26 protein-coding genes are annotated in these 20,554 nt (G+C 45.6%); 13 read left to right on the forward strand and 13 right to left on the reverse strand.

Going from position 1 to position 20,554, the window contains the following annotated elements; translation table 11 throughout:
- The first annotated feature begins 9 nt into the window (after positions 1 to 9).
- The 3 genes from menB to menC all read left to right on the forward strand — a co-directional run bounded on the left by menB (position 10) and on the right by menC (position 3,464).
- Positions 10 to 828 carry a 1,4-dihydroxy-2-naphthoyl-CoA synthase gene (menB, locus tag M1E06_RS05395; protein ID WP_020452693.1) on the forward strand — a complete coding sequence of 273 codons (819 nt, stop codon included), beginning with the start codon at positions 10 to 12 and terminating at the stop codon, positions 826 to 828.
- Positions 829 to 905: 77 nt separating this feature from the next.
- Positions 906 to 2,342 carry an o-succinylbenzoate--CoA ligase gene (locus M1E06_RS05400; protein ID WP_145608112.1) on the forward strand — a complete coding sequence of 479 codons (1,437 nt, stop codon included), beginning with the start codon at positions 906 to 908 and terminating at the stop codon, positions 2,340 to 2,342.
- Positions 2,343 to 2,354: 12 nt separating this feature from the next.
- Positions 2,355 to 3,464, forward strand: coding sequence for an o-succinylbenzoate synthase (menC, locus tag M1E06_RS05405; protein ID WP_128823578.1), 1,110 nt, complete (start codon positions 2,355 to 2,357; stop codon positions 3,462 to 3,464).
- 161 nt (positions 3,465 to 3,625) lie between these two features.
- On the opposite strand, the gene M1E06_RS05410 is transcribed toward menC, so the two are convergent.
- The 4 genes from M1E06_RS05410 to M1E06_RS05425 are packed head-to-tail and all read right to left on the reverse strand — an operon-like array spanning position 3,626 to position 6,456.
- Positions 3,626 to 3,817 (reverse strand): hypothetical protein, encoded by a 192-nt coding sequence (locus M1E06_RS05410; RefSeq protein ID WP_020452690.1) that lies wholly within the window; start codon positions 3,815 to 3,817, stop codon positions 3,626 to 3,628.
- A 26-nt stretch (positions 3,818 to 3,843) separates the two neighbouring features.
- On the reverse strand, positions 3,844 to 4,005 hold the full coding sequence (locus M1E06_RS05415) for a DUF1540 domain-containing protein (protein ID WP_020452689.1): 162 nt from the start codon (positions 4,003 to 4,005) through the stop codon (positions 3,844 to 3,846).
- A 44-nt stretch (positions 4,006 to 4,049) separates the two neighbouring features.
- Positions 4,050 to 5,093, reverse strand: a complete 1,044-nt coding sequence (locus M1E06_RS05420) for a cytochrome d ubiquinol oxidase subunit II (RefSeq protein ID WP_025810962.1) — start codon at positions 5,091 to 5,093, stop codon at positions 4,050 to 4,052.
- 37 nt (positions 5,094 to 5,130) lie between these two features.
- Positions 5,131 to 6,456, reverse strand: coding sequence for a cytochrome ubiquinol oxidase subunit I (locus M1E06_RS05425; protein WP_020452687.1), 1,326 nt, complete (start codon positions 6,454 to 6,456; stop codon positions 5,131 to 5,133).
- 192 nt (positions 6,457 to 6,648) lie between these two features.
- Here M1E06_RS05425 and M1E06_RS05430 point away from each other — a divergent pair, with 192 nt between their 5' ends.
- Positions 6,649 to 6,894, forward strand: coding sequence for a type B 50S ribosomal protein L31 (locus M1E06_RS05430; RefSeq protein ID WP_003184624.1), 246 nt, complete (start codon positions 6,649 to 6,651; stop codon positions 6,892 to 6,894).
- Between the two features lie 82 nt (positions 6,895 to 6,976).
- Here M1E06_RS05430 and M1E06_RS05435 read toward each other — a convergent pair whose 3' ends face one another.
- Both M1E06_RS05435 and M1E06_RS05440 read right to left on the reverse strand, forming a co-directional pair.
- Positions 6,977 to 8,008: a metal ABC transporter substrate-binding protein gene (locus M1E06_RS05435; RefSeq protein ID WP_020452686.1), complete on the reverse strand. Its 1,032-nt coding sequence runs from the start codon at positions 8,006 to 8,008 to the stop codon at positions 6,977 to 6,979.
- Positions 8,009 to 8,106: 98 nt separating this feature from the next.
- A complete protein-coding gene (locus tag M1E06_RS05440) occupies positions 8,107 to 9,288 on the reverse strand; it encodes a GTP-binding protein (RefSeq protein ID WP_020452685.1) in 1,182 nt (393 codons plus the stop codon).
- A 125-nt stretch (positions 9,289 to 9,413) separates the two neighbouring features.
- On the opposite strand from M1E06_RS05440, the gene M1E06_RS05445 reads away from it, so the two are divergent.
- Positions 9,414 to 9,983, forward strand: coding sequence for a beta-class carbonic anhydrase (locus tag M1E06_RS05445; RefSeq protein ID WP_020452684.1), 570 nt, complete (start codon positions 9,414 to 9,416; stop codon positions 9,981 to 9,983).
- Here M1E06_RS05445 and yidD read toward each other — a convergent pair.
- Positions 9,980 to 10,207 (reverse strand): membrane protein insertion efficiency factor YidD, encoded by a 228-nt coding sequence (gene yidD, locus M1E06_RS05450; RefSeq protein ID WP_020452683.1) that lies wholly within the window; start codon positions 10,205 to 10,207, stop codon positions 9,980 to 9,982. The two genes, M1E06_RS05445 and yidD, sit on opposite strands and share 4 nt — an antisense overlap.
- Positions 10,208 to 10,344: 137 nt before the next feature.
- On the opposite strand from yidD, the gene M1E06_RS05455 reads away from it, so the two are divergent.
- Both M1E06_RS05455 and M1E06_RS05460 read left to right on the forward strand, forming a co-directional pair.
- Complete coding sequence (locus M1E06_RS05455) at positions 10,345 to 10,818, forward strand: S-ribosylhomocysteine lyase (RefSeq protein ID WP_020452682.1); 474 nt, start codon at positions 10,345 to 10,347, stop codon at positions 10,816 to 10,818.
- A gap of 131 nt (positions 10,819 to 10,949) precedes the next feature.
- On the forward strand, positions 10,950 to 11,393 hold the full coding sequence (locus tag M1E06_RS05460) for a FixH family protein (protein WP_020452681.1): 444 nt from the start codon (positions 10,950 to 10,952) through the stop codon (positions 11,391 to 11,393).
- On the opposite strand, the gene ytzI is transcribed toward M1E06_RS05460, so the two are convergent.
- Positions 11,387 to 11,530, reverse strand: a complete 144-nt coding sequence (gene ytzI, locus M1E06_RS05465) for a YtzI protein (RefSeq protein ID WP_020452680.1) — start codon at positions 11,528 to 11,530, stop codon at positions 11,387 to 11,389. The two genes, M1E06_RS05460 and ytzI, sit on opposite strands and share 7 nt — an antisense overlap.
- A gap of 133 nt (positions 11,531 to 11,663) precedes the next feature.
- Here ytzI and M1E06_RS05470 point away from each other — a divergent pair, with 133 nt between their 5' ends.
- The 4 genes from M1E06_RS05470 (at position 11,664) to ytkD (ending at position 13,683) form a co-directional block, all read left to right on the forward strand.
- Positions 11,664 to 12,101: a Dps family protein gene (locus tag M1E06_RS05470; RefSeq protein WP_003184609.1), complete on the forward strand. Its 438-nt coding sequence runs from the start codon at positions 11,664 to 11,666 to the stop codon at positions 12,099 to 12,101.
- 149 nt (positions 12,102 to 12,250) lie between these two features.
- Positions 12,251 to 12,655 carry a phage holin family protein gene (locus M1E06_RS05475; protein ID WP_020452679.1) on the forward strand — a complete coding sequence of 135 codons (405 nt, stop codon included), beginning with the start codon at positions 12,251 to 12,253 and terminating at the stop codon, positions 12,653 to 12,655.
- A 47-nt stretch (positions 12,656 to 12,702) separates the two neighbouring features.
- Complete coding sequence (locus tag M1E06_RS05480) at positions 12,703 to 13,026, forward strand: hypothetical protein (RefSeq protein ID WP_020452678.1); 324 nt, start codon at positions 12,703 to 12,705, stop codon at positions 13,024 to 13,026.
- Positions 13,027 to 13,206: 180 nt separating this feature from the next.
- Positions 13,207 to 13,683: an RNA deprotection pyrophosphohydrolase gene (ytkD, locus tag M1E06_RS05485; RefSeq protein ID WP_020452677.1), complete on the forward strand. Its 477-nt coding sequence runs from the start codon at positions 13,207 to 13,209 to the stop codon at positions 13,681 to 13,683.
- Between the two features lie 30 nt (positions 13,684 to 13,713).
- Here ytkD and M1E06_RS05490 read toward each other — a convergent pair whose 3' ends face one another.
- Genes M1E06_RS05490 through M1E06_RS05500 form a run of 3 tightly spaced genes read right to left on the reverse strand, consistent with a single transcriptional unit; the run spans position 13,714 to position 16,258 of the window.
- Complete coding sequence (locus M1E06_RS05490; protein ID WP_031304951.1) at positions 13,714 to 14,538, reverse strand: ABC transporter permease; 825 nt, start codon at positions 14,536 to 14,538, stop codon at positions 13,714 to 13,716.
- Positions 14,525 to 15,289, reverse strand: coding sequence for an ABC transporter ATP-binding protein (locus M1E06_RS05495; RefSeq protein WP_020452675.1), 765 nt, complete (start codon positions 15,287 to 15,289; stop codon positions 14,525 to 14,527). Before M1E06_RS05495 ends, M1E06_RS05490 begins: the two co-directional genes overlap by 14 nt.
- 12 nt (positions 15,290 to 15,301) lie before the next feature.
- Positions 15,302 to 16,258, reverse strand: coding sequence for an ABC transporter substrate-binding protein (locus M1E06_RS05500; protein WP_229029934.1), 957 nt, complete (start codon positions 16,256 to 16,258; stop codon positions 15,302 to 15,304).
- 145 nt (positions 16,259 to 16,403) lie between these two features.
- On the opposite strand from M1E06_RS05500, the gene M1E06_RS05505 reads away from it, so the two are divergent.
- Entirely contained in the window at positions 16,404 to 17,228 is an 825-nt protein-coding gene (locus tag M1E06_RS05505; protein ID WP_216904376.1) for an alpha/beta hydrolase family protein, read from the forward strand.
- Positions 17,229 to 17,471: a DUF2584 domain-containing protein gene (locus M1E06_RS05510; protein ID WP_009329422.1), complete on the forward strand. Its 243-nt coding sequence runs from the start codon at positions 17,229 to 17,231 to the stop codon at positions 17,469 to 17,471.
- 40 nt (positions 17,472 to 17,511) lie between these two features.
- Here the strand turns inward: M1E06_RS05510 and M1E06_RS05515 are convergent, their stop codons facing one another.
- Entirely contained in the window at positions 17,512 to 18,696 is a 1,185-nt protein-coding gene (locus M1E06_RS05515; RefSeq protein ID WP_020452671.1) for a dicarboxylate/amino acid:cation symporter, read from the reverse strand.
- Between the two features lie 250 nt (positions 18,697 to 18,946).
- A complete protein-coding gene (gene pckA / locus M1E06_RS05520; RefSeq protein ID WP_216904378.1) occupies positions 18,947 to 20,530 on the reverse strand; it encodes a phosphoenolpyruvate carboxykinase (ATP) in 1,584 nt (527 codons plus the stop codon).
- Between the last annotated feature and the right edge of the window lie 24 nt (positions 20,531 to 20,554).

The following is a 20,554-nucleotide window of genomic DNA, read 5'->3' on the forward strand; positions in this document are numbered from 1 at the left end:
TACACATCTATGACTGTAGAATGGAAAAGCGAACGTCAATACGAAGATGTATTATATGAAACATATAACGGCATCGCCAAAATCACGATCAATCGCCCTGAGGTACATAACGCATTTCGTCCAAAAACGGTTTCTGAACTGATCGATGCGTTTGCATATGCACGGGATGATGCCAATATCGGTGTCATTATCCTTGCAGGGGCCGGCGATAAAGCGTTTTGTTCAGGAGGAGACCAGAAGGTAAGAGGACACGGCGGCTATGTTGGCGAAGACGAGATTCCACGTCTGAACGTTCTTGATCTTCAGCGGCTGATCCGCGTCATTCCGAAGCCTGTTGTTGCGATGGTGTCAGGCTATGCGATTGGCGGCGGCCATGTGCTCCACATCGTATGCGATTTGACGATTGCTGCAGACAACGCAATTTTCGGACAAACAGGGCCGAAAGTCGGCAGCTTTGATGCAGGCTACGGATCAGGCTATCTGGCGCGTATCGTCGGTCATAAAAAAGCGCGTGAAATCTGGTATCTGTGCCGTCAATACAACGCTCAGGAAGCTAAGGAAATGGGCCTTGTCAATACGGTTGTACCGCTTGAAAAGCTTGAAGAAGAAACGATTCAATGGTGTGAAGAAATGCTTGAGAAAAGCCCGACAGCACTCAGATTTCTTAAAGCGGCCTTTAATGCCGACACGGACGGGCTTGCCGGCATCCAGCAGTTTGCCGGAGATGCGACACTGCTTTATTACACAACAGATGAAGCGAAAGAAGGCCGCGATGCGTTTAAAGAAAAACGCCGTCCAGATTTCGGACAGTTCCCGCGTTTTCCTTAAAAGACGGAAGAGAGAAACAGCTTAGTGCGACTGAGCTGTTTCTTTTATCATTCAAGATATTTTTTGGAGATGATGATATGCTGATGGACCATCCGAATTGGCTTAAACAGCGAGCAGAGCTGACTCCTGACAGGATGGCTGTGATTCAGGGGGATCACAAGCTGACTTTTAATCAATTATTTCATGAAGCAAAAAAAACGGCCGGGCAGCTGAAGAGCTTTGGTCTGAGGAAAGGGGATACAACAGCTGTACTTCTCACCAACCGGCTGGAGATGGTTATCGCCGTCCATGCCTGTTTTATTCTCGGAGTTCGCATCGTTTTGCTGAATACGAAGCTGTCAATGGCCGAACGAACATATCAAATTGAACACTCGGAAGCAAAGCTATTGCTTACAGAACAGCCTTTCCTGGAAGAGCATAGAGAGGGCAAGCCGGCCCGCGCTGTTGACATTGAAGACGTTCAAAACGCCGCCGCCCCTCCGGTTACGAAAATCGAGAGCATTCATTTGGACGATGCAGCCACAATTATGTATACGTCCGGAACGACAGGACGGCCGAAAGGGGTTATGCAGACATTTGCCAACCATTATTTCAGCGCGGTTTCATCCGCTTTGAATTTGGGGCTCCAAGAACACGATCGCTGGCTGATCGCCTTGCCGCTTTTCCACATCAGCGGCTTATCGGCTCTTTTTAAATCGGTCATTTACGGAATGACAGTTGTTTTACATCAAAGGTTTGACGCGGAAGAAGTTCTCCGTTCGATCAAAGACAATCAAGTAACGATTGCATCGGTCGTTCAGACGATGCTGTCAAGGCTTGCGGCAAAAGTCGACAGCCGCCCCGAATCATTAAGGTGCCTGTTACTGGGCGGAGGGCCTGCTCCGCTTTCTCTCCTTGAGGAATGCAAAAGAAAGAGGCTGCCTGTCGTACAGTCATACGGAATGACTGAAACGTGCTCACAGATTGCCACCCTCGCCCCAGAATACTCGATTGAAAAGCTCGGTTCAGCCGGCAAGCCGCTGTTTGCATCAAGCATTAAAATCGAAAAGAACGGCACGGAATGCCAACCCGGAGAACATGGAGAAATAACCGTAAAAGGGCCGACCGTTATGAAGGGCTACTTAAAAAATGAGGCGGCAGACAAAGCCTCATTCAATGATGGCTGGTTTAAAACCGGTGATATCGGGTATCTTGACGTTGACGGATTTTTATACGTGCTGGACAGGCGTTCAGACTTAATCATATCAGGGGGAGAAAACATCTATCCGGCTGAAGTCGAGGCCGTTCTTCTGTCACACCCCAAAGTTGCGGAAGCGGGGGTAAAAGGGGTCGATGACAAAACTTGGGGAAAGGTTCCCCACGCCTATCTTGTCGCCGCCAGCCCTGTTGATGAAGAGGAGCTGAGCGACTTTTGCAAAGAACGGCTTGCTTCCTATAAAGTGCCTAAAGCCTTTCATTTTGTCGGCAAGCTGCCGAGAAATGCTTCGAATAAACTGATGAGACATCAATTGTAGAAGGAGAGCGCCATGATTCAAATCAAACAGCTGACATTGTACCATCTCAGCATGCGGCTGAAAAAGCCTTTTAAATCAAGCTTGGAAACCTTTCAGGATCGCAAGTTTATCATCATAGAAGCTGCTGACCGGGAAGGGGTGACAGGCTGGGGGGAAGTATCCGCTTTTTCATCTCCGTGGTATACAGAAGAAACAACGGAGACATGTTACCACATGCTAAAAGATTTTTTGATTCCGGCTGTGCTGCGCGAATCATTCACACACCCTTCAGAAGTGCCCGAGACGCTTCGCGGATTCAAAGGCAACAGAATGGCAAAGGCCGGCCTTGAAGCCGCCTTTTGGGACATTTACGCCAGGAAAAAAGGGATCTCTTTAAGAGAGGCGCTGGGCGGAGTAAAAACAGAAGTTCCTGCCGGGGTCGTCGTCGGTCTTGCTCCATTGGATGATATGCTTGAGGAAATTGAACAATATGTAAAAGAAGGTTATCAAAGAATAAAAATCAAAATTCAGCCGGGGCAGGATATAGAGCTTTTAAAGGAAATACGCCGGCATTTTCCGAAGGTGCCGCTGATGGCGGATGCCAACTCTTCTTATGAATTAAAAGACATCAGCCGGATTAAAGAGCTTGACGCATTTAAATTAATGATGATCGAACAGCCTTTGGCGGATGATGATATCGTAGACCACCGCCATCTGCAAAAACATATCAAAACATCAATTTGTCTTGACGAAAGCATCCGTTCTGCTGATGATGCGCGAAAGGCAATCGAGCTCGGCAGCTGCAAAATTATCAATATTAAGCCGTCCCGAGTCGGCGGTTTGACAGAAGCTCTGAAAATCCATGACATCTGCAAAGAACATCAAATGCCTGTCTGGTGCGGCGGCATGTTTGAAACCGGTATTTCAAGAGCACACAATCTTGCGCTGAGTTCTCTTCCGCAGTTTTTGATTCCCGGGGATCTTTCTTCATCCTCAAGGTATTGGGAAGAGGATATCGTAAAACCGGAAATCCGCATCGAAGGCGGCTATATTCAGGTTCCAAGCCAACCGGGAATGGGCTTTGAAGTGGATACTCATGTTTTAAGAGAGAATTCATCTAAAATAGATGTTTTCAAACAGTAAAGGCTGTTTTAAACGCTGATTTCCAGATTTTCAAGCTTTGTTAAATGGAAGGCTTCTCATGTATATTAAAGCTGTACATTATTCCCTTCTCGTTTGGACCGGCTTTCAAGCCGGTTTTTTTAAAAATATGAAAAGAGCTGCCTTAATAGCAGCCCTTTCCTTTAATCGCCCAAAAGCAAATCTTCGTGTACGATCTGTCCGATCAGCCGGTCCGCTTGATCAGGCAGCCCGTCCAGACAGCCGTATTCATAATCCCATAAGTTCATGAAGGAGCAGGCGGCTTTTTGAAATGCGGTTTCGTCCGCCCCGTGGATTTCCTGATAAAAAGCCTGTAGCAGCGACTCTTTATTCATGACTGTCCCTCCTTCATTCATCCGCTTTAATGATGTTCAGGTTTAAATGTTTTACAATCCGTTTCTTCACTATTAGAAGCTTTTTCACCTTCAGCATGACTGACGACATAAATGGCGTCGGCTGTGCACTTGTTTCCCTGTCCCCAATAAGTGCAGTTGCTGACTTCACACAGTATTTTTTGTTCCATATCATTTTGGCCCCCTTTAAAAGTTGTACACATTTAGCTTAACCTTATTCATGCTGTTTGATGTACCTCTTGTCCTTCATGAACAATTTCCAGAAATAATAAAAGCCGGGGAATAAAATAATAAAACCGACGATATAGGAGATGAACAGCGCCCTGAATGTCTCCGGCGCGGTGAAGCCTGATTGAATCGTGACATCAGGATAGACCATGTAAGGAAGGTGCGCTCTCCCGTACACATAGCTCGCCGTAAAATACTGCAGCGTAATGGCGATGACGGCGAGGCGAGGCTTTCCCTGCCGGTCGCTGTTATGTCTGTTTGGCAGAAACAAAGCCGCAAATGCGACGAGAAACAGCAAAAACGATAAAATCAGCCACGGAAGCCCGTCCATCATTTTTGTATAAAGCCAGCGGGCTTCCGTCCTCATGGTCATCATGATGCTGAATGACATAAGCAAAGCGAGCGGGCCGGTGATTAAAGCGTTTCGGCGGTAGACCTGATACGCGTCTTTTTCTCCGGCTACATTTGAAAAATCAGCCAGCAGCAATGAAGACAGAAACAGCGTGCTGAAAATGGCAAAGCCCATAAAAGAATAGGCATGAGGGCTTAAAAACAAATTAATAAAATCCAATTGGTGGTTTCCGTCTACCTGATATACGAAGTTGCCGTGTGTCACGGGCAAGACAAGGATTAAAACAGCCGGAATGATAAAGCCGCTGATCCCTGAAACGTAAGTCAACGCCCTTTCATAATCTTTTGCAGCGTGCGAAAAGACCAAAAATCCGCTTCGAATCGCCAAAAGCAATAAAATAATGCTGCCAGGAAGCAAAAGCACCGTTCCCAGCACAAAAGTGCCGCCCGGGAAAAAGCTGAAAAGGGCCACGACGATTCCGACGATGAAAACATTGGTCACTTCCCAGGTCGGGGAAAGGTAGCGGTTTGCAATATTGGTTGCTTTCAGCTGTTTTTTATTCATATAGATCATCGACCAAAATCCCGCTCCAAAATCCATTGACGCCATCACAGCGTAGATAAATATAAATCCCCAGACGATCGAAATAGCCAGCAGGGCATCTGTTGTTCCATCCAGTTGCATCATATGACTTCCCTTCTGTTTTTTTGTGCATTCAGCTGCTTTTTAAATCTTCTTCGACAGGGTGGCGTTTAAAGTAATATTGCAATACGAACACCACCGCTGCTCCTAAAATGATGTAGACGATAAAGAACAAAAGAAACAATATGCCGATCGAGCCGGAGGATGTCACTACTTCGGACGTTTTCTGCATATGGTAAATGACCCAAGGCTGCCTTCCGGTGCAAGCGAACACCCAGCCCAATTCGATTGCAAGCAAAGCGAGCGGGCCGCCGGTTATAAACACGGCCAGCATCCAGCGGGGAAAGCGGTCTTTTTTCATGACTTTTCTCCAAATAAAACCGATAGCGGCATAAACAATCAAAAGGCTGCCGATAAAAACCATGCCGTTGAACAAAGTATGAATGAACAGAGGAGGCCACTCATCCCTTGGAAAGTCATTCAGTCCTTTTACAACGGTGTCAAAGCGGTTGTCGGCCAAAAAGCTTAAAGCCCAAGGAATCTCAATCGCCCATTTGACCGATTGCGTCTTTTCATCAGTAAATCCGCCGATCGCAAGTGGAGCGTGGGACTGAGTTTCAAAAAGCCCTTCTGCGCCCGCCAGTTTTTCAGGCTGGTAGCGGTGAAGAAGCTGTGCGGATTCGTGACCGCTCAGAGCCGTGACCAGAGAAAACGCTCCTCCGACAATCAGCCCGAGCAGCAGCGCTTTTCTATGAAGGGCGTAGACTTTTTCATCACCGCGGTTTCGGAGCATTTTGTAGGCGGCTATCGTCGCAATAATAAACGCGCCCGTCATAAAAGCGGAGACGACAACGTGTCCTGCTGTAGCCACAAAACTTTTGTTGAAGAACGCCGTCCACGGCTGAACATCTGTAATTTCGCCGTTCACGATTTTGAAGCCTTCAGGCGTTCCCTGGAAAGCGTGCACATTTGTAATTAAGATGGCTGATGCGGCTGCTCCGATAACGATAAAAATGACAGCTGTAATTCTCATAAGGGGAGTCAGCCGATCGGCTGCGTAAACATAAATGGACATAAATAATGCCTCAATAAAAAAAGCGTAGATTTCAATTTGAAATGGGAGGGACATGACTTTCCCGATCACTTCCATGAATCCCGGCCAAAGCAAGGCGAGCTGCGTTCCGGCAATGGTTCCGGTCGGTATGGCGACCCCGAGCAACACGGCCTGTGCCTTCGTCCATCTTTTTGCCATAATGGCGTAGTGGGGATCTTTCGTTCTTTGATAGATCAGCTCGGCCAGCAAAATCATTAAAGGAATTCCGACACCGAGCGAGGCGAAAATAATATGGAACCCCATCGTTGTTCCGAAAAGGCTTCTTGCAAAAATCAAGTCATTCATCCGGAAAACCACCTTTCATTTACACCATTTTGCTTTTTATTGTTTACCGCCTTTTTTAGATTATTCTTCCTGTGAGCGGTTAAAATGGATAAGGTGATCAAAACATGGCAAATGAACATTCATTTTTGACACAAACATATGAAAGGTATATAATAAAACGTAATTATTACGTTTTGTTAGGAGGAATGGCATATGAAACCAAATATTCATCCGAAAACTTATCAAGTGATCTTTCAGGATGTAAACAGCGGGTACCGTTTTTTAAGCCGCTCAACTAAAACTTCCGATGAGACGGCCGAGTGGGAAGACGGCAAGACGTATCCCGTTATAAAAGTTGAGGTAAGCTCAGACACCCATCCGTTTTATACCGGAAGACAGAAATTCAACGAAAGAGGCGGAAGGGTCGAACAGTTCAAGAAAAGATTTAATATGGATTAAATGAAAAAGACCGGATGTTTCCGGTCTTTTTTCGTCCATATAAAAAAAACAAGCGCATGAGGTCTCATGCGCTTGATCTTTGTTATTTGTTTGATAAAGCTTTTTTCAAGACGGTCAGGTTTTCTTTCATGATGGTAGTATAATCTTTGCCGCTTTCAATGTCTTCTTTTGTTACAGATTCAAGGTTTTTCATCGTCAGACTTTCGGCTCCGATTTCTTTTTTGATGATCTCGGAGATTTTGCTGCTGACATTGCTTTCAAAAATGACGTATTTAATATTATGTTCTTTCGCTGTTTTAACAATGTTTTCAAGCTGCTTTTGTGAAGGTTCCTCAGTAGGCGAAAGGCCGAGAACGCTTATTTGTTTAATGCCGTAGCGTTTTTCCCAGTAGCCGTAGGCGGCATGTGAGACGAGAATTTCTTTTTTATCAGCTTTGTCAACGGTTTGTTTAAAGTCTTTGTCAAGCTGCTCCAAATCTTTTTTTAGAGACTCATAGTTTTTCGTAAACGTTTTTTCGTGTTCCGGATCTAATTTTACTAGTTGGTCTTTAATGTTTTCGGCCATTTTTTCAGCAAGGACAGGATCAAGCCATACGTGCGGGTCATGATCTCCATGGTCGTGATGATGATCATGGCCTTCGGCTTCTCCGTGTTCATGTTCTTCTTCGTGAGCATGCTCATCGTGGTCACCATGTTCTTCTTCATGTGCATGGTCATCGTGTTCGCCTTCTTCTTCACGTGACAGAAGGTCAATGCCCTCTCCGGCTTTGACGATTTTGACGTTGCTGTTTTTTAATGTGTTTACAGCTTTGTCTGCGAATCCTTCTACACCGACTCCAGAGTATATAAAGGCATCCGAGTCGGAAATTTCCGCCATCGTTTTTGAGCTTGGCTCGTAAGTGTGCGCTTCAACGTTTGGCGGGTAAACACTTTTGACGTTCACATATTCTCCGCCGATCTTTTTGGTGAAGTCTTCAAGCGGATAAATGGTTGTATAGATATCCAGCGTGTCTTTATTTTCTTTTTGTTCACTGGAAGTGCCGTTGCTTGAACAACCGGCTGCTAATCCGGCAGCAAGAATGAATGCAGATGCTAATCCGAATGTTTTTTTCATGGTATTTCTCCTCTCAATGAAAAACTGTAATGGTTCCGATTTAATGGTCCTGTATCATTGTATCGTAATAATTACGATTTGAAAAGAGGAAATGATAGTTAAATATACTCAGGCAGTGAATCATGGAAGGCCGACCAGTCTGAATTCATTTCTTTATCTGTAAGAAGGGTCTGATCCAGGGAGCGGATCACGTCTTCCTGATTCATGTCAATGCCGATAAAAACGATTTCCGTTTTCCGGTCTCCGTATGTTTCATCCCAGTCCGTTTTTAAATGGGGATCCTCTTCAAACGCGAGCTTTTGTTCTTCCTCGGGAGACGCTGCAATCCAGGGGCCTGCGCTTTGGATCATCAGAGAAGAGCCTGCCTGGGACAGAAGGCCTGCTGTGTCATTTCGAGAAGCAAGCCAGAAGAAGCCTTTTGCTCTGATAATATGAGGCGGCCAGTTTTCAAGCCAGCGCTTCAGTCTTTCAGGATGGAAAGGCCTTTGTTTTTGATAGACGAAGGAAGAAATTCCGAATTCCTCTGTTTCAGGTGTGTGCTCTTCATTCAGTTCTTTGATCCACCCCGCTGATTGACTCGATTTTTCAAAATCGAACGATTTCGTATTCATGATGGCCGAAATCGGTACTTTTGCGAATGTCGAGGAAATGATTCTGCAGTCCGGATTCAGTTTTGTCAGAGACCAGAAAAGCTTTTCTTGCTCTTCTTTATTGAGTAAATCAGTTTTATTCAAAATGAGGACATCGGCAAATTCGATTTGCTCAATTAAAAGATCGGCCACTTCACGGCTGTCTGTTTCATCTGCCGCTTGTTTCCGTTCCAAAAGGCTTTCCCCCGAAGCGAAGTCCTCAAAAAAACGGCTGCCGTCGACGACGGTGACCATTGTATCAAGCCTGCAATATTTGCTTAAATCAATATCCAGCTCCTCATCTTTGTAAGTAAAGGTTTGGGCAACGGGAATCGGCTCGCTGATACCGGAAGATTCGATGAGAATATAATCGATTCCGCCGTTCTCCGCCAGCTTTTGGACTTCGATGAGCAGATCGTCTCTCAGCGTACAGCAAATGCAGCCGTTCTGCATTTCGACAAGCTTTTCATCCGTGCGGATAAGATCCCCTTTTTTCACGAGGGAGCCGTCGATATTAATTTCACTCATGTCATTGACGATCACGGCGATTTTCATGCCGTGCGCTTCATGCAGGACATGCTGCAGCAGCGTCGTTTTCCCGGACCCGAGATAGCCGCTTAAAACAGTGACAGGAATCAGGTTTTGCATCATGTTTTCACTTCCTTTAAAACGTAATTATTTCGATTTGCACAATGGAAATCTTACTTGACTTATGAAAAAAATACAAGAAATATGTTATATTTAGATATAAAAAGCGTTTAGAAAGGAAATGAGCCATGAAACTTTTGGAGAACATTCTACAGTTCAATCAACAGTTTGTTGAGCGGCAGGACTATCAAAAATACCAAACAAGCAAGTTTCCCGATAAGAGAATGGTGATTCTGTCTTGCATGGACACAAGGCTTGTCGAGCTGCTTCCTCATGCCATGAATATGCGGAACGGGGACGTGAAGATCGTTAAGAGCGCGGGTGCACTCGTGGCTCATCCTTTCGGGAGTATTATGCGGAGCATTCTCGTTGCGGTATACGAACTGAACGCTGATGAAGTATGCGTGATCGGCCACCATGACTGCGGAATGAGCAAGCTGAGCTGCGACAGCTTTTTGGATAAAGTCGTTAAGCGAGGCATTCCAAAAGAACGGATTGAGACGCTTGAGTACTCCGGCGTCGATTTTGAACAATGGCTGAAAAGCTTTGATTCTGTAGAGGACAGCGTCAGGGATAGTGTAAGCGTGATTCGAAACCATCCGCTGATGCCGGAGGAAGTACCTGTTCACGGACTTGTCATCAATCCGGAAACAGGCAGACTGGATCTTATTGTCAACGGATATCCGGAAGAGCGTTAATCCTTTTGCTTTTTTTCCGGAACGGGATCTATCCCGCCGGGATGGAACGGATGGCATTTCAGAATCCGCTTAATGGTGAGCCATCCGCCTTTACATGCGCCGTGCTTTTCGATCGCTTCACGGCCGTAATTGGAGCATGTCGGATAAAAACGGCATGTCGGCGGAAGAGCCGGTGATATCCATTTTTGATAAAAGCGGATGAGCAGCAGGAATAAGGTTTTCATGTTTTTCGCACCTTTTTTGTTTTGATCTTATTATAATATAAGCAAAAAACTCATAAAAAGGAAAAGCATTGACCTGAAAACTTATCGGTAAAGTATGATATAATACAAAAAGACCGATTAGAGGGGAGAGAGGAACCATGCCTTCAGTTGAAAGTTTTGAACTTGACCATAATGCAGTAAAAGCGCCTTACGTCAGACACTGCGGCGTCCATAAAGTGGGATCGGACGGCGTCGTCAACAAGTTTGACATCCGTTTTTGCCAGCCGAATAAACAGGCGATGAAACCTGATACAATTCATACTTTGGAGCATCTTCTTGCATTTACGATCCGCACGTATGCGGAAAAATATGACCACTTTGATATTATCGACATTTCGCCGATGGGCTGCCAAACAGGCTATTACCTGGTGGTGAGCGGTGAACCGAAAGTGGAAGAAATCGTTGATTTGCTTGAGGATACGTTCAAAGAAGCCGTTGAAGTGACTGAAATTCCGGCGGCTAACGAAAAACAGTGCGGCCAGGCAAAGCTTCACGATCTAGAGGGCGCAAAGCGCATGATGCGTTTTTGGCTTTCGCAAAATAAAGAAGATCTGCTCAAAGTGTTTGGATAAAACGTTTGAAAAAAACCGGCTCAGAAAAGAGCCGGTTTTCATTTTTTGTTCACAAAGAAAATAATGCCATATATCCCTGAACTTTGCTACACTTTATATTGTAATACATATCATAGAAGAAGGGTGATAGGATGCGTTTGGGAAAATGGTTTATTCTCTTATGTTTAGCAGTCGGTCTTTCAGCCTGCAGCCAGGGGGACAAGCAGGCGGCATCGGATGAGGAGCCCAAAGTGCTGACGGCAAAACTGGCGGCTCCAGAAGCGGCGGCCAAAAATGAAAAGGCTGTCATAAAAGCGACCGTGCGCTATGGGGACGAGCCTGTTGCAGATGCCGATGATGTGGAGTTTGAATGCTGGAAGGCCGGGAGCAAGGAAGATAGCGAGCTAATCAAAGCGAAGAATGAAGGAAAAGGCGTATACAGCATTGAAAAAGCATTTCCTGAAGATGGCCATTACAAAGTTCAAGTCCATGTCACGGCGAAAAAACAGCATACAATGCCGGTTGCAGACATTAAGGTAGGGAAAGCAACGGATGTGACTGAAGAAGATGAAAAAGAAGAAGCCCACCATCACTGATGAGGCTGTTCTTCTTCCCGCGACGGAAGGGGATCGACTTCATGCTTGTAGTCATAAGCTTTTGATGTTGTGACAAGCGATACGGCCAGAACGGCGCCTGTAATCAGAATTCCTACAATAATCCAAAAGAGGATCATCACTTACCTCCGAATAGCTTTTTCCAACAGTTTACCATATCAGGCAAAGAAAATCATGATAAAGAGTAAAAGAAATGTTTCCTGCACAAGCTAAACGGGTAAATCAAAAGTAAACGAAAAGGAGGACGACCTTATGTCTGAAAAATTGAAAGCAACCGTCAACAAACAAGTCGCAAACTGGACCGTTCTATATGTAAAGCTACATAATTATCATTGGTATGTGAAAGGGAAAGATTTCTTTACGCTGCATGAAAAATTTGAGGAACTTTACACAGAAGCTGCAGAGCATATCGATGATTTGGCTGAACGCCTTTTGGCTATACAGGGCTCCCCGGTCGGAACGATGAAGGAATGCCTGGAAATGTCCGCGATTAAAGAAGCGGACGGAAGCGAGTCTGCTGAACAAATGGTGCAAAATATTTATAATGACTTTTTAACGGTGGCTGAGGAGCTGAAAAGCGGAATGGAGCTTGCCGATGAAGTCAATGATGAAACGACGGGAGACATGCTGCTCGCGATTCATCAATCGATCGAAAAACACAACTGGATGCTGAAAGCCTACTTAGGGTAAGAATAGCTCGGGCAATGCCTGAGCTTTTTTTATTTTCGTTCTTTTTAAAGCCTTTTTTAGAAATTGTCAAACAATTCATCCAAGCCTTTCAAAGTCTTTTTTCATAGGATAAGCTATGAAAAGTCTTTTTTGAAAGGATGTTGAAGCATATGTTTAAGGACTTAAGCATCTTTTCGCTCTTTACAATCGGTTTATCAGCCATCGGATTTTTGTTTGGCCGAATCGAATATTTATTTATGATCTTAATAACGCTCATGGGAATTGAATTTGTCAGCAAAAGCTTGAACGAATGTGTGGAAGATCGCTTTACAATGAAGAGGCTGTTTACAAGGCTGGCGAAAAAATTGGTGACGCTCTTTCTTATATCCGTTGCCCACCTTTTTGATCAGATGCTGCAAACAGGCAGTTCGATCCGCGATTTTTCTATTATGTTTTATATTTTATATGAAGCGTTTCAAATCATAAGCACGGCTCATTCGTTAGGAATCCCCGTGCCGCAGATGTTATTGGATATTTTAAATACCATAAAGGAAAAACTCCGGGGAAAGCCGTAACATTTTAACACAACTGGTCATACTAACACGAAAAAGGATGATTGGCTTTGGAAAAAAGGACATACTATGTTTCGGTGCAAGATGGAATGATTTCACAGAGCTCAGACGCTTCCCCGTGGGAATTTCAAATTTCAGCGACAGATGATGACATCATTATATTAAGGGAATATTTTGATCAGCTGTATTCAGAAGACTGGATAAACTTTTTCAGAGCTCACGTGCCGGCAGTCGAATACCATTATGACAGTGCAAATGACAAAATGGACGAACTGCGCAAAGACATTTACTCGATGCTTTACCGTCTGGGCAATGAAGAAACCAAGTCGTTTATCAGTGAAAACGGCCTTGCTGAACTCAATTCAGCAGATTAAACGAAGCACCATCAAGCACGGAGTTACCCAGCCTTGCTGCCTTCTCACTCAGAAATGGACACTGAAGTTCCCGAGGGAACGATAAAATTACTGAGCTGAACTGGACAAAAACTCTACCGAAAGAACCAATATATGATATGATGAGTGGAAGAAGCAAGGAAACGGATAAGAGGGATTAGGATGTACGAATTTAAAGATTTTTACCGTAATACGGTTCAGCTTTCTTTTGAAAAGGAACCTTTTTCAAAAGAACCAAAGCATGTATGGGTGATCTGCCGTTACGAAGATCAATGGCTGTTGACAAATCATAAAGACAGGGGCCGTGAATTCCCAGGCGGCAAAGTCGAACCAAGCGAAAATGCTGAGGAAGCGGCTTTGCGGGAAGTAAAGGAAGAAACAGGCGCTGTCGTAAGAAAGCTGACCTATCTCGGACAATATAAAGTTCTTGGCAGAGAGAAAGTGATCGTCAAAAATATTTATTTTGCCGATATCGAAAAGATCGAAAAACAGCAGACATACTATGAGACAAATGGCCCTGTTTTGCTGAAGAGCCTCCCGAAAGATATCGCTAAAAACAGAAATTACAGTTTTATAATGAAAGATTCCGTCCTGACGATCAGTCTTGAAAAGCTGAAAAAGGCCGGCATCATCAAATAAAAAGCCCTGCATTTGCAGGGTTTTTTCATGTTATACTCTGCCTTTCATCCACTTTCTTTCCAACAGCTCGACACCCTGATACATCAATGTTGCAAAGACGGCGATGATCAGGAGGCTCAGCATGACGAGGTTGAAATTAAAGACTTGAAAGCCGTAGATGATCATATAGCCGAGGCCTTGAGCCGACACTAAAAATTCTCCTACGATGACGCCGACCCAGCTTAAGCCGACATTGACCTTCAGTGTAGATATGATTGTCGGAATGGAAGCGGGCAGAATGACTTCTTTGAAAATCTCGCGTTTCGTTGCACCGAATGTTTTCATGACTTTTAAATAGTTTTCATCGATTTCTTGAAAGGACGTGTAGACGACGATTGTCGTAATGATAACGCTGATGATGGCGCCCATTGCAATAATACTCGTCAAGCTGGGGCCGATCGCCACGATGAGAATGGGGCCTAGCGCCACTTTCGGCATCGCATTTAAGACGACAAGATACGGATCCAATATTTTGGAGAGCCTCGGGAACCACCATAGGAGGGCGGCCAGAAAAGTTCCAAGCAATGTTCCGGCCAGAAAGCCGAGGATGGTTTCAAATACGGTGACACCGATATGCCCCGGCAATGATCCGTCTCCCATCTTTTCGAGGAAAAGCGCCCAGACGGCTGAAGGAGAGCTGAAGATCAGCGGATCGATCCACGCCAGACGGCTTGCGGTTTCCCACAGTGAAAAGAAAACGATGAAAATCACGATTTGATAAAAGCGGACCCGCCTTTTTTCGGCTTGCTGCTCCTTTAAAAAATCCTCATGAAGGAAGTCAATTTTTGATTTCAGATGTTTGTTATTCAAGGTCATTGAGCTCCTTCCATATGTTCTGAAAGAGGGGCTGAAATTCCGGTTCCTGTCTCGCTTCAAACGGTGTCAGCTTCCTGATCGCTTCAGGAACGGCAAATGTTTTATGGATGGTGCCCGGCTGCTTTGAAAATAGCAATATCCGATCGCTCATCGCGATCGCTTCACCGATATCATGAGTCACGAGCACCGCTGTTTTTTGATACGTCTTTAACGTGTTGAACACCAAATCTTCGAGGTTTAGTTTTGTCTGATAGTCAAGGGCTGAAAAAGGTTCATCAAGCAGGAGGATATCGGGGTCGACAGCGAGTGTGCGGGCAAGCGCCGCCCTTTGTCTCATACCGCCTGAGAGCTCTTTTGGATACTTTTTTTCAACCTCGTAAAGCCCGAATTTTTTCAGCAGGCCGAGAGCGGTCTCCTTTGTTTCCGGTCCGAATTTTTTGGAAATATGCAAACCGATTAAGACGTTTTCCTCAATGGTTTTCCAGGGAAATAAATAATCCTGCTGGAGCATATAACCGATGTGCCGATCCTCTTCGTCAGGCGTGCGCCCTTCCACCAAGATGCGTCCTTCCGTGGGGGAAACGATGCCGGCGATGATCGATAAAAGTGTTGTTTTGCCGCATCCGCTTGGGCCGAGAAACGAAACAAATTCGCCCTTTTCGACTTCAATGCTGACGTTTTCCAGCGCTGCTGTTTTTTCCTTTAATGAAAAGTAAGTATGTGTGACATCCTGAACTTGCAAAAAAGACACTGCGGCCACCTCCTAGTGATTTTTTGTGACCTTTTCGGCGATCTTTGTATTGACCAGCTCTTGATGAGGGGTGCGCTTCGGCAGCTCGCCGGCTTCATCCATGATGGTTTGAAGCTGGTTCCATTCTTTTTCAGCCAAAACAGGCTCAAGGGCAAAAGACCGTTGTTGTTTATACCGTTCGATTGAAGATTCAATGATTGAAAGCTCGGTATCTTTAAAATAATCTTGAATGCTTTCGGCAGCTTCTTTTGCAGAGTGCGTCTCTACCCACTGCTGCGCTTTGTAAACCGCGCGGGTGAACTTTTCGACCGCTTCTTCGTTTTTTGTTAAGTAGCTTTGTTTAGCCATGAATGTCGTATATGGAATTCGGCCCGATTCTTTTCCGAAGGAGGCGACAATGCGGCCGATGCCTTCTCTTTCAAAAATGGAGGCCTGGGGTTCAAATAATTGAACATAATCGCCTGTACCAGATGCAAAGCTGTTTGCGATATTCGCGAAATCAATCGTTTGGATCAGGTCCACATCCTTTTTGGGATCAATGCCTTTCTGTTTCAGGACAAATTCGCCCGCCATCTGCGGCATTCCGCCTTTGCGCTGGCCAAGGAACGTTTTGTTTTTCAAATCATCCCAGCTGAAATGCCCCGCATCGTTCCTGGCGACGAGGAATGTTCCGTCCGTCTGGGTAAGCTGTGCAAAATTAATCACCGGATCGCTTGCGCCCTGGGCATTCACGTATATTGACGTTTCCGAGCCGACAAGCGCAATATCGGCACCGTTTGACAGAAGGGCAGTCATCGTTTTATCTCCACCCCATGTCGTTTTCAGTTCAACATCAAGGCCTTCTTCTTTAAACAAACCTTCAGACAAGGCGATATATAAAGGCGTATAGAAAACGGAACGGGTCACTTCCGCGAGACGGATCTTTTCGGGCTTTTGACCGCCGCATGAAGCGAGGATAAACAGCATCATAATGAAGGATAATATGGTAAAAAAGAAACGCTTCAAACCGATTTCCCTCCTTTGATTTCGGTTATTTTCGGCATAAAATAGTTTATGTTATATACTAAACAGGTGTGAGAGGCAGCTGCGGATTAAAAAAGAGGTGACGTGACGAATGTGGTTAGAAAAAAGAAGGTTTCCATCGCCGAACAAAAAGGTGCGTCTGTTTTCCGGCACATACCTTTCACAAGGACTCAAGGTTAAGGGGCTCTTGGCGGAACCGGCCGCTCCCGGACATTATGACGGATTTTTGTATTTGCGCGGCGGAATTAAAAACGTCGGGATGGTCAGACCGGGCCGAATCGTCCAGTTCGCTTCACAGGGCTTTGTCGTTCTTGCTCCGTTTTACAGAGGCAATCAAGGAGGAGAAGGCGATGAAGACTTTGCGGGTGATGACCGGGAAGATGCTTTTGCCGCTTTTCGTCTTCTGCAGAAGCATGACCTGGTAAAAGACGGACGCGTACACATTTTTGGCTTTTCCCGCGGCGGGATCATGGGTATCTTAACGGCAATCGAAATGAAAGAAGCTGCAGCTTCGTTTGTGTCTTGGGGCGGTGTCAGCGATATGGTTATGACCTATCGCGAACGCAAAGATTTGCGGCGGATGATGAAGCGGGTCATCGGCGGGACGCCTGAAAAGGTTCCTGAAGCGTACGAATGGAGGACGCCTTTTGACGAGCTGGAGAAGATCGAAGCGCCCGTGCTTTTGATCCACGGAGCAAACGATGAAAATGTCTCCATCGAGCATGCGCGGCGTCTAGAACGCGAACTTCTGCAAAGAAACAAGTCTGTGGATACGTGGTATTTCAGTCGATATACCCACTATTTTCCTCCGCGGGAAAATAGGCGGATTGTAAGAGAATTGTCTCAATGGATGAAAAGCCGGCCTTGGACAAGTTATGGTAAACTAAAAGAAAAGAGAAAGGGAGGGGGACTTTAGGTGGGAATGCCAGTTGAATTTAATACAATGATTGTGACAAAAGGAAAAGAAACACGGGTTGAGGAAAATGTGTTTACACTTGAAAAAGAAGGTTATCGGGTTTACCCTCTTCATGTGCCGCTTGAAGTCAGAAAGACTAAGCGGGGCGACATTACCGGCACCGCGCAGGCGGAGCGCCTTGAATGGTCAGACGGACGGACTCATTTAACATACAGGCTCGTATCATTAAATTCGACGAATTAAAGAAAGCCAAGGCGCGGATAGCGTCCTTGGCTTTTCTGTATTATGCAGGCACATCTTCCTCTTTTCCGATTCCTTTTTTGGAAGTCAGCCTGTGAATCAGCATGGTGAGAGCGCCGTCTCCTGTCACGTTCGTTGCTGTACCCAAGCTGTCCTGAGCAAGGTAAAGTGCGATCATCAATGATACGCTGGTTTCATTAAAGCCGAGCATCGACTGCAGCAGTCCGGCCGCGGCCATAACGGCACCCCCCGGGGCACCGGGCGCTGCGACCATTGTGACGCCAAGCATTAAAATGAACGGCATCATGATCGAAAAAGTCGGTGTTTGACCGTTTAGAATCATTACGCCCATTGCGCAGCTCGTCAGTGTAATCGTGCTACCTGACAAATGAATATTGGCCAGGAGCGGAACGGCGAAGTCAGCCACTTTTTGGCTTGCTCCCGTTTTTCTGACTTGTCTCAACGTGACGGGAATCGTTGCCGCTGACGATTGTGTGCCGAGCGCAGTGAAGTATGCCGGCGCCACGATTTTCAACAGCGACAGCGGATTTCTGCCGTTTGCAGCGCCCGCAACGGAGTACTGAATCAAAAGTATGACGAGGTGAAGCACGATAATCATCACGAAAACTTTAGCAAATACGGATAAGATTGTCTGCACCTGACCGCCGAACGTCATATTGGTGAAAATACCGAAAATATGAACAGGCAGTAACGGAATAATAATATATGATATCAGCTTTTCAACGATCGTTTGAAATTCATCGAATGCGTTTTTTAATGTTTTTCCGGGCAGATAAGCGATTCCGATTCCCATGATGAAAGCAAAAATCAGTGCGCTCATCACGCTCATAAACGGCGTCATTTCAATGGTGAAAAATCCTGCTTGCAAAACTTCTTCCGGATTTTTAAATTCCTGCAGCTGATGGCCGGAAATGATCGCGGGGAGAAGATTTGATCCGACAAGGTACGCCAGGAGGCCGGCAAAAATGGTTGACGTGTAGGCGATACCTGCTGTAATGCCAAGGATTTTTCCGGCGCCGCGGCCGATTTGTCCGATGCCGGGAATAATAAAAGCGATAATAATAAAAGGAATGACGAATTTAATGAAGTTTCCAAAAATATCATTGAAAGTAGCGGCTGTTTTGACAAACCAAAGCGGAGCAAAGCTTCCGACGATAACACCAAGAACAATTGCCGTCATAATTCTCGGCAGTAATCCAAATTTCATAGATGTGTCCTCCTGATATATACAAATGTTTTTATCATATTATCATATGAAAGATTTCTTTTGTTAAAAATAAAAAAAGTCTGTATTTTCAAATAATAACAGCCGCGAATTGGAAGCGTTTTATCACAGGCCGTGCTTGATTGTCGTTTTAATCATTGTCCAGAAAATGGCATCGGCCGCTGACAGGCGAAGCGGATTTTTAATAAACTGCAGCAGCGCAGAATACCTGCGCTGCTGCAAGCGGGTTGAGTTATACGAGCGGTCCTCCGGCTTTTTCAATGTTTTCGGTATTAGAGAATTTTTTGAAATTCTTTTTGAATGCATTCGCCAAGTGGATCGCTTTTTCCTCGTATTCGTTTTCATCTGTCCAAGTTTTAGCCGGGTCAAGCACTTGATCAGGCACACCCGGAACATGGACCGGTGAATGAAGTCCGAAAATGCGGTCAGTCTTCATTTCGGCGTTATCCAGTTCTCCTTCTATCGCAGCCTGAACCATCGCTCTCGTATAAGCGAGGCTCATTCTTTCCCCTGTTCCGTATCCGCCGCCGGTCCAGCCTGTATTGACGAGAAAGACGCTGACGCCGTGTTCATCGATTTTTCTTCCGAGCATTTCAGCGTACACATGTGCAGGGAGCGGAAGGAACGGGGAACCGAAGCAGGTCGAGAATGTGGCTTCAGGAGCGGTGATCCCGCGTTCGGTGCCGGCGAGCTTGCTTGTATATCCGCTCAGGAAATGATACATGGCTTGTTCTTTCGTTAACTTGCTGATCGGAGGAAGCACGCCGAAAGCATCTGCCGTCAGAAATACAATGGTCTGCGGGTGTGCTGCGATGCTCGGCTTGACGATGTTGTCAATCGCATCAATCGGGTAAGCCGCTCTCGTGTTTTCCGTATAGAATGCGTCGGAATAGTCCGGCTCCCCGGTTTTGCCGTCAACCACGACATTTTCAAGAACGGAACCGAAGCGGATCGCATTGTAAATCTGCGGTTCTTTTTCTTTGCTTAAGTTAATGCACTTGGCGTAGCAGCCTCCTTCAATGTTGAAAACGCCTGTGCTGGACCAGCCGTGTTCGTCGTCACCGATCAGCTTCCGTTTCGGATCGGCGGAAAGCGTCGTTTTGCCTGTGCCTGACAATCCGAAGAAGAGAGCTGTTCCGCCTTCCTCGCCAATGTTTGCCGAACAGTGCATCGGTAAAATGTTTTGTTCAGGAAGAAGATAATTCATAATAGAAAAAATCGATTTTTTCATCTCGCCGGCATATTCGGTGCCTCCGATTAAAATCGTACGCTTTTCAAACGACACGATGATAAATGTTTCAGATCTGGTCCCGTCAATGAGCGAATCGGCTTTGAAATGCGGAGCGGAAAGAATCGTAAACGGCTGTTCTTCAGGTTTTTTATCATGTTCTTCAGGTCTGATGAACAACTGTCTTGCAAACAGGTTGTGCCAGGCGAACTCGTTGACAACTGTAATCGGAAGCCGGTATTTTTCGTCTGCTCCTGCAAACCCTTCAAATACATACAATTCATCGCGTTCCTTTAAATAGCTGAGCACTTTTGTGTACAGCCGGTCAAAGGCGGCTTCTGAAATCGGCTGGTTTACTGCGCCCCAATCGATTTTGTCCTTTGTGCTCGCTTCTTCCACAATGAATTTGTCTTTTGGCGAGCGGCCGGTGTATGTACCGGTTGTAGCCCGCACGGCTCCGGAAGATGTTAAGACTCCTTCTTTGCGTTCAAGGACTTTTTCAACCAAAAGGGGAACGGACAAGTTCAGCTGAACGTTTTCGCCCATTAATAACGTTTGTAAGTCAGTTGTTAAATCTACAGAATTCATAAAAAACCTTCCTTTGCGTGTTTT

This window comes from Bacillus sp. AK124, assembly GCF_053903085.1.

Bases quoted from the DNA above. Each gene is read 5' to 3' on its own strand.
- menB (WP_020452693.1), top strand. From the start codon at position 10: ATGACTGTAGAATGGAAAAGCGAACGTCAATACGAAGATGTATTATAT.
- M1E06_RS05400 (WP_145608112.1), top strand. From the start codon at position 906: ATGCTGATGGACCATCCGAATTGGCTTAAACAGCGAGCAGAGCTGACT.
- menC (WP_128823578.1), top strand. From the start codon at position 2,355: ATGATTCAAATCAAACAGCTGACATTGTACCATCTCAGCATGCGGCTG.
- M1E06_RS05410 (WP_020452690.1), bottom strand. From the start codon at position 3,817: ATGAATAAAGAGTCGCTGCTACAGGCTTTTTATCAGGAAATCCACGGG.
- M1E06_RS05415 (WP_020452689.1), bottom strand. From the start codon at position 4,005: ATGGAACAAAAAATACTGTGTGAAGTCAGCAACTGCACTTATTGGGGA.
- M1E06_RS05425 (WP_020452687.1), bottom strand. From the start codon at position 6,456: ATGAATGACTTGATTTTTGCAAGAAGCCTTTTCGGAACAACGATGGGG.
- M1E06_RS05430 (WP_003184624.1), top strand. From the start codon at position 6,649: ATGAAACCAAATATTCATCCGAAAACTTATCAAGTGATCTTTCAGGAT.
- M1E06_RS05435 (WP_020452686.1), bottom strand. From the start codon at position 8,008: ATGAAAAAAACATTCGGATTAGCATCTGCATTCATTCTTGCTGCCGGA.
- M1E06_RS05440 (WP_020452685.1), bottom strand. From the start codon at position 9,288: ATGATGCAAAACCTGATTCCTGTCACTGTTTTAAGCGGCTATCTCGGG.
- M1E06_RS05445 (WP_020452684.1), top strand. From the start codon at position 9,414: ATGAAACTTTTGGAGAACATTCTACAGTTCAATCAACAGTTTGTTGAG.
- yidD (WP_020452683.1), bottom strand. From the start codon at position 10,207: ATGAAAACCTTATTCCTGCTGCTCATCCGCTTTTATCAAAAATGGATA.
- M1E06_RS05455 (WP_020452682.1), top strand. From the start codon at position 10,345: ATGCCTTCAGTTGAAAGTTTTGAACTTGACCATAATGCAGTAAAAGCG.
- M1E06_RS05460 (WP_020452681.1), top strand. From the start codon at position 10,950: ATGCGTTTGGGAAAATGGTTTATTCTCTTATGTTTAGCAGTCGGTCTT.
- ytzI (WP_020452680.1), bottom strand. From the start codon at position 11,530: ATGATCCTCTTTTGGATTATTGTAGGAATTCTGATTACAGGCGCCGTT.
- M1E06_RS05470 (WP_003184609.1), top strand. From the start codon at position 11,664: ATGTCTGAAAAATTGAAAGCAACCGTCAACAAACAAGTCGCAAACTGG.
- M1E06_RS05475 (WP_020452679.1), top strand. From the start codon at position 12,251: ATGTTTAAGGACTTAAGCATCTTTTCGCTCTTTACAATCGGTTTATCA.
- ytkD (WP_020452677.1), top strand. From the start codon at position 13,207: ATGTACGAATTTAAAGATTTTTACCGTAATACGGTTCAGCTTTCTTTT.
- M1E06_RS05490 (WP_031304951.1), bottom strand. From the start codon at position 14,538: ATGACCTTGAATAACAAACATCTGAAATCAAAAATTGACTTCCTTCAT.
- M1E06_RS05500 (WP_229029934.1), bottom strand. From the start codon at position 16,258: ATGATGCTGTTTATCCTCGCTTCATGCGGCGGTCAAAAGCCCGAAAAG.
- M1E06_RS05505 (WP_216904376.1), top strand. From the start codon at position 16,404: ATGTGGTTAGAAAAAAGAAGGTTTCCATCGCCGAACAAAAAGGTGCGT.
- M1E06_RS05515 (WP_020452671.1), bottom strand. From the start codon at position 18,696: ATGAAATTTGGATTACTGCCGAGAATTATGACGGCAATTGTTCTTGGT.
- pckA (WP_216904378.1), bottom strand. From the start codon at position 20,530: ATGAATTCTGTAGATTTAACAACTGACTTACAAACGTTATTAATGGGC.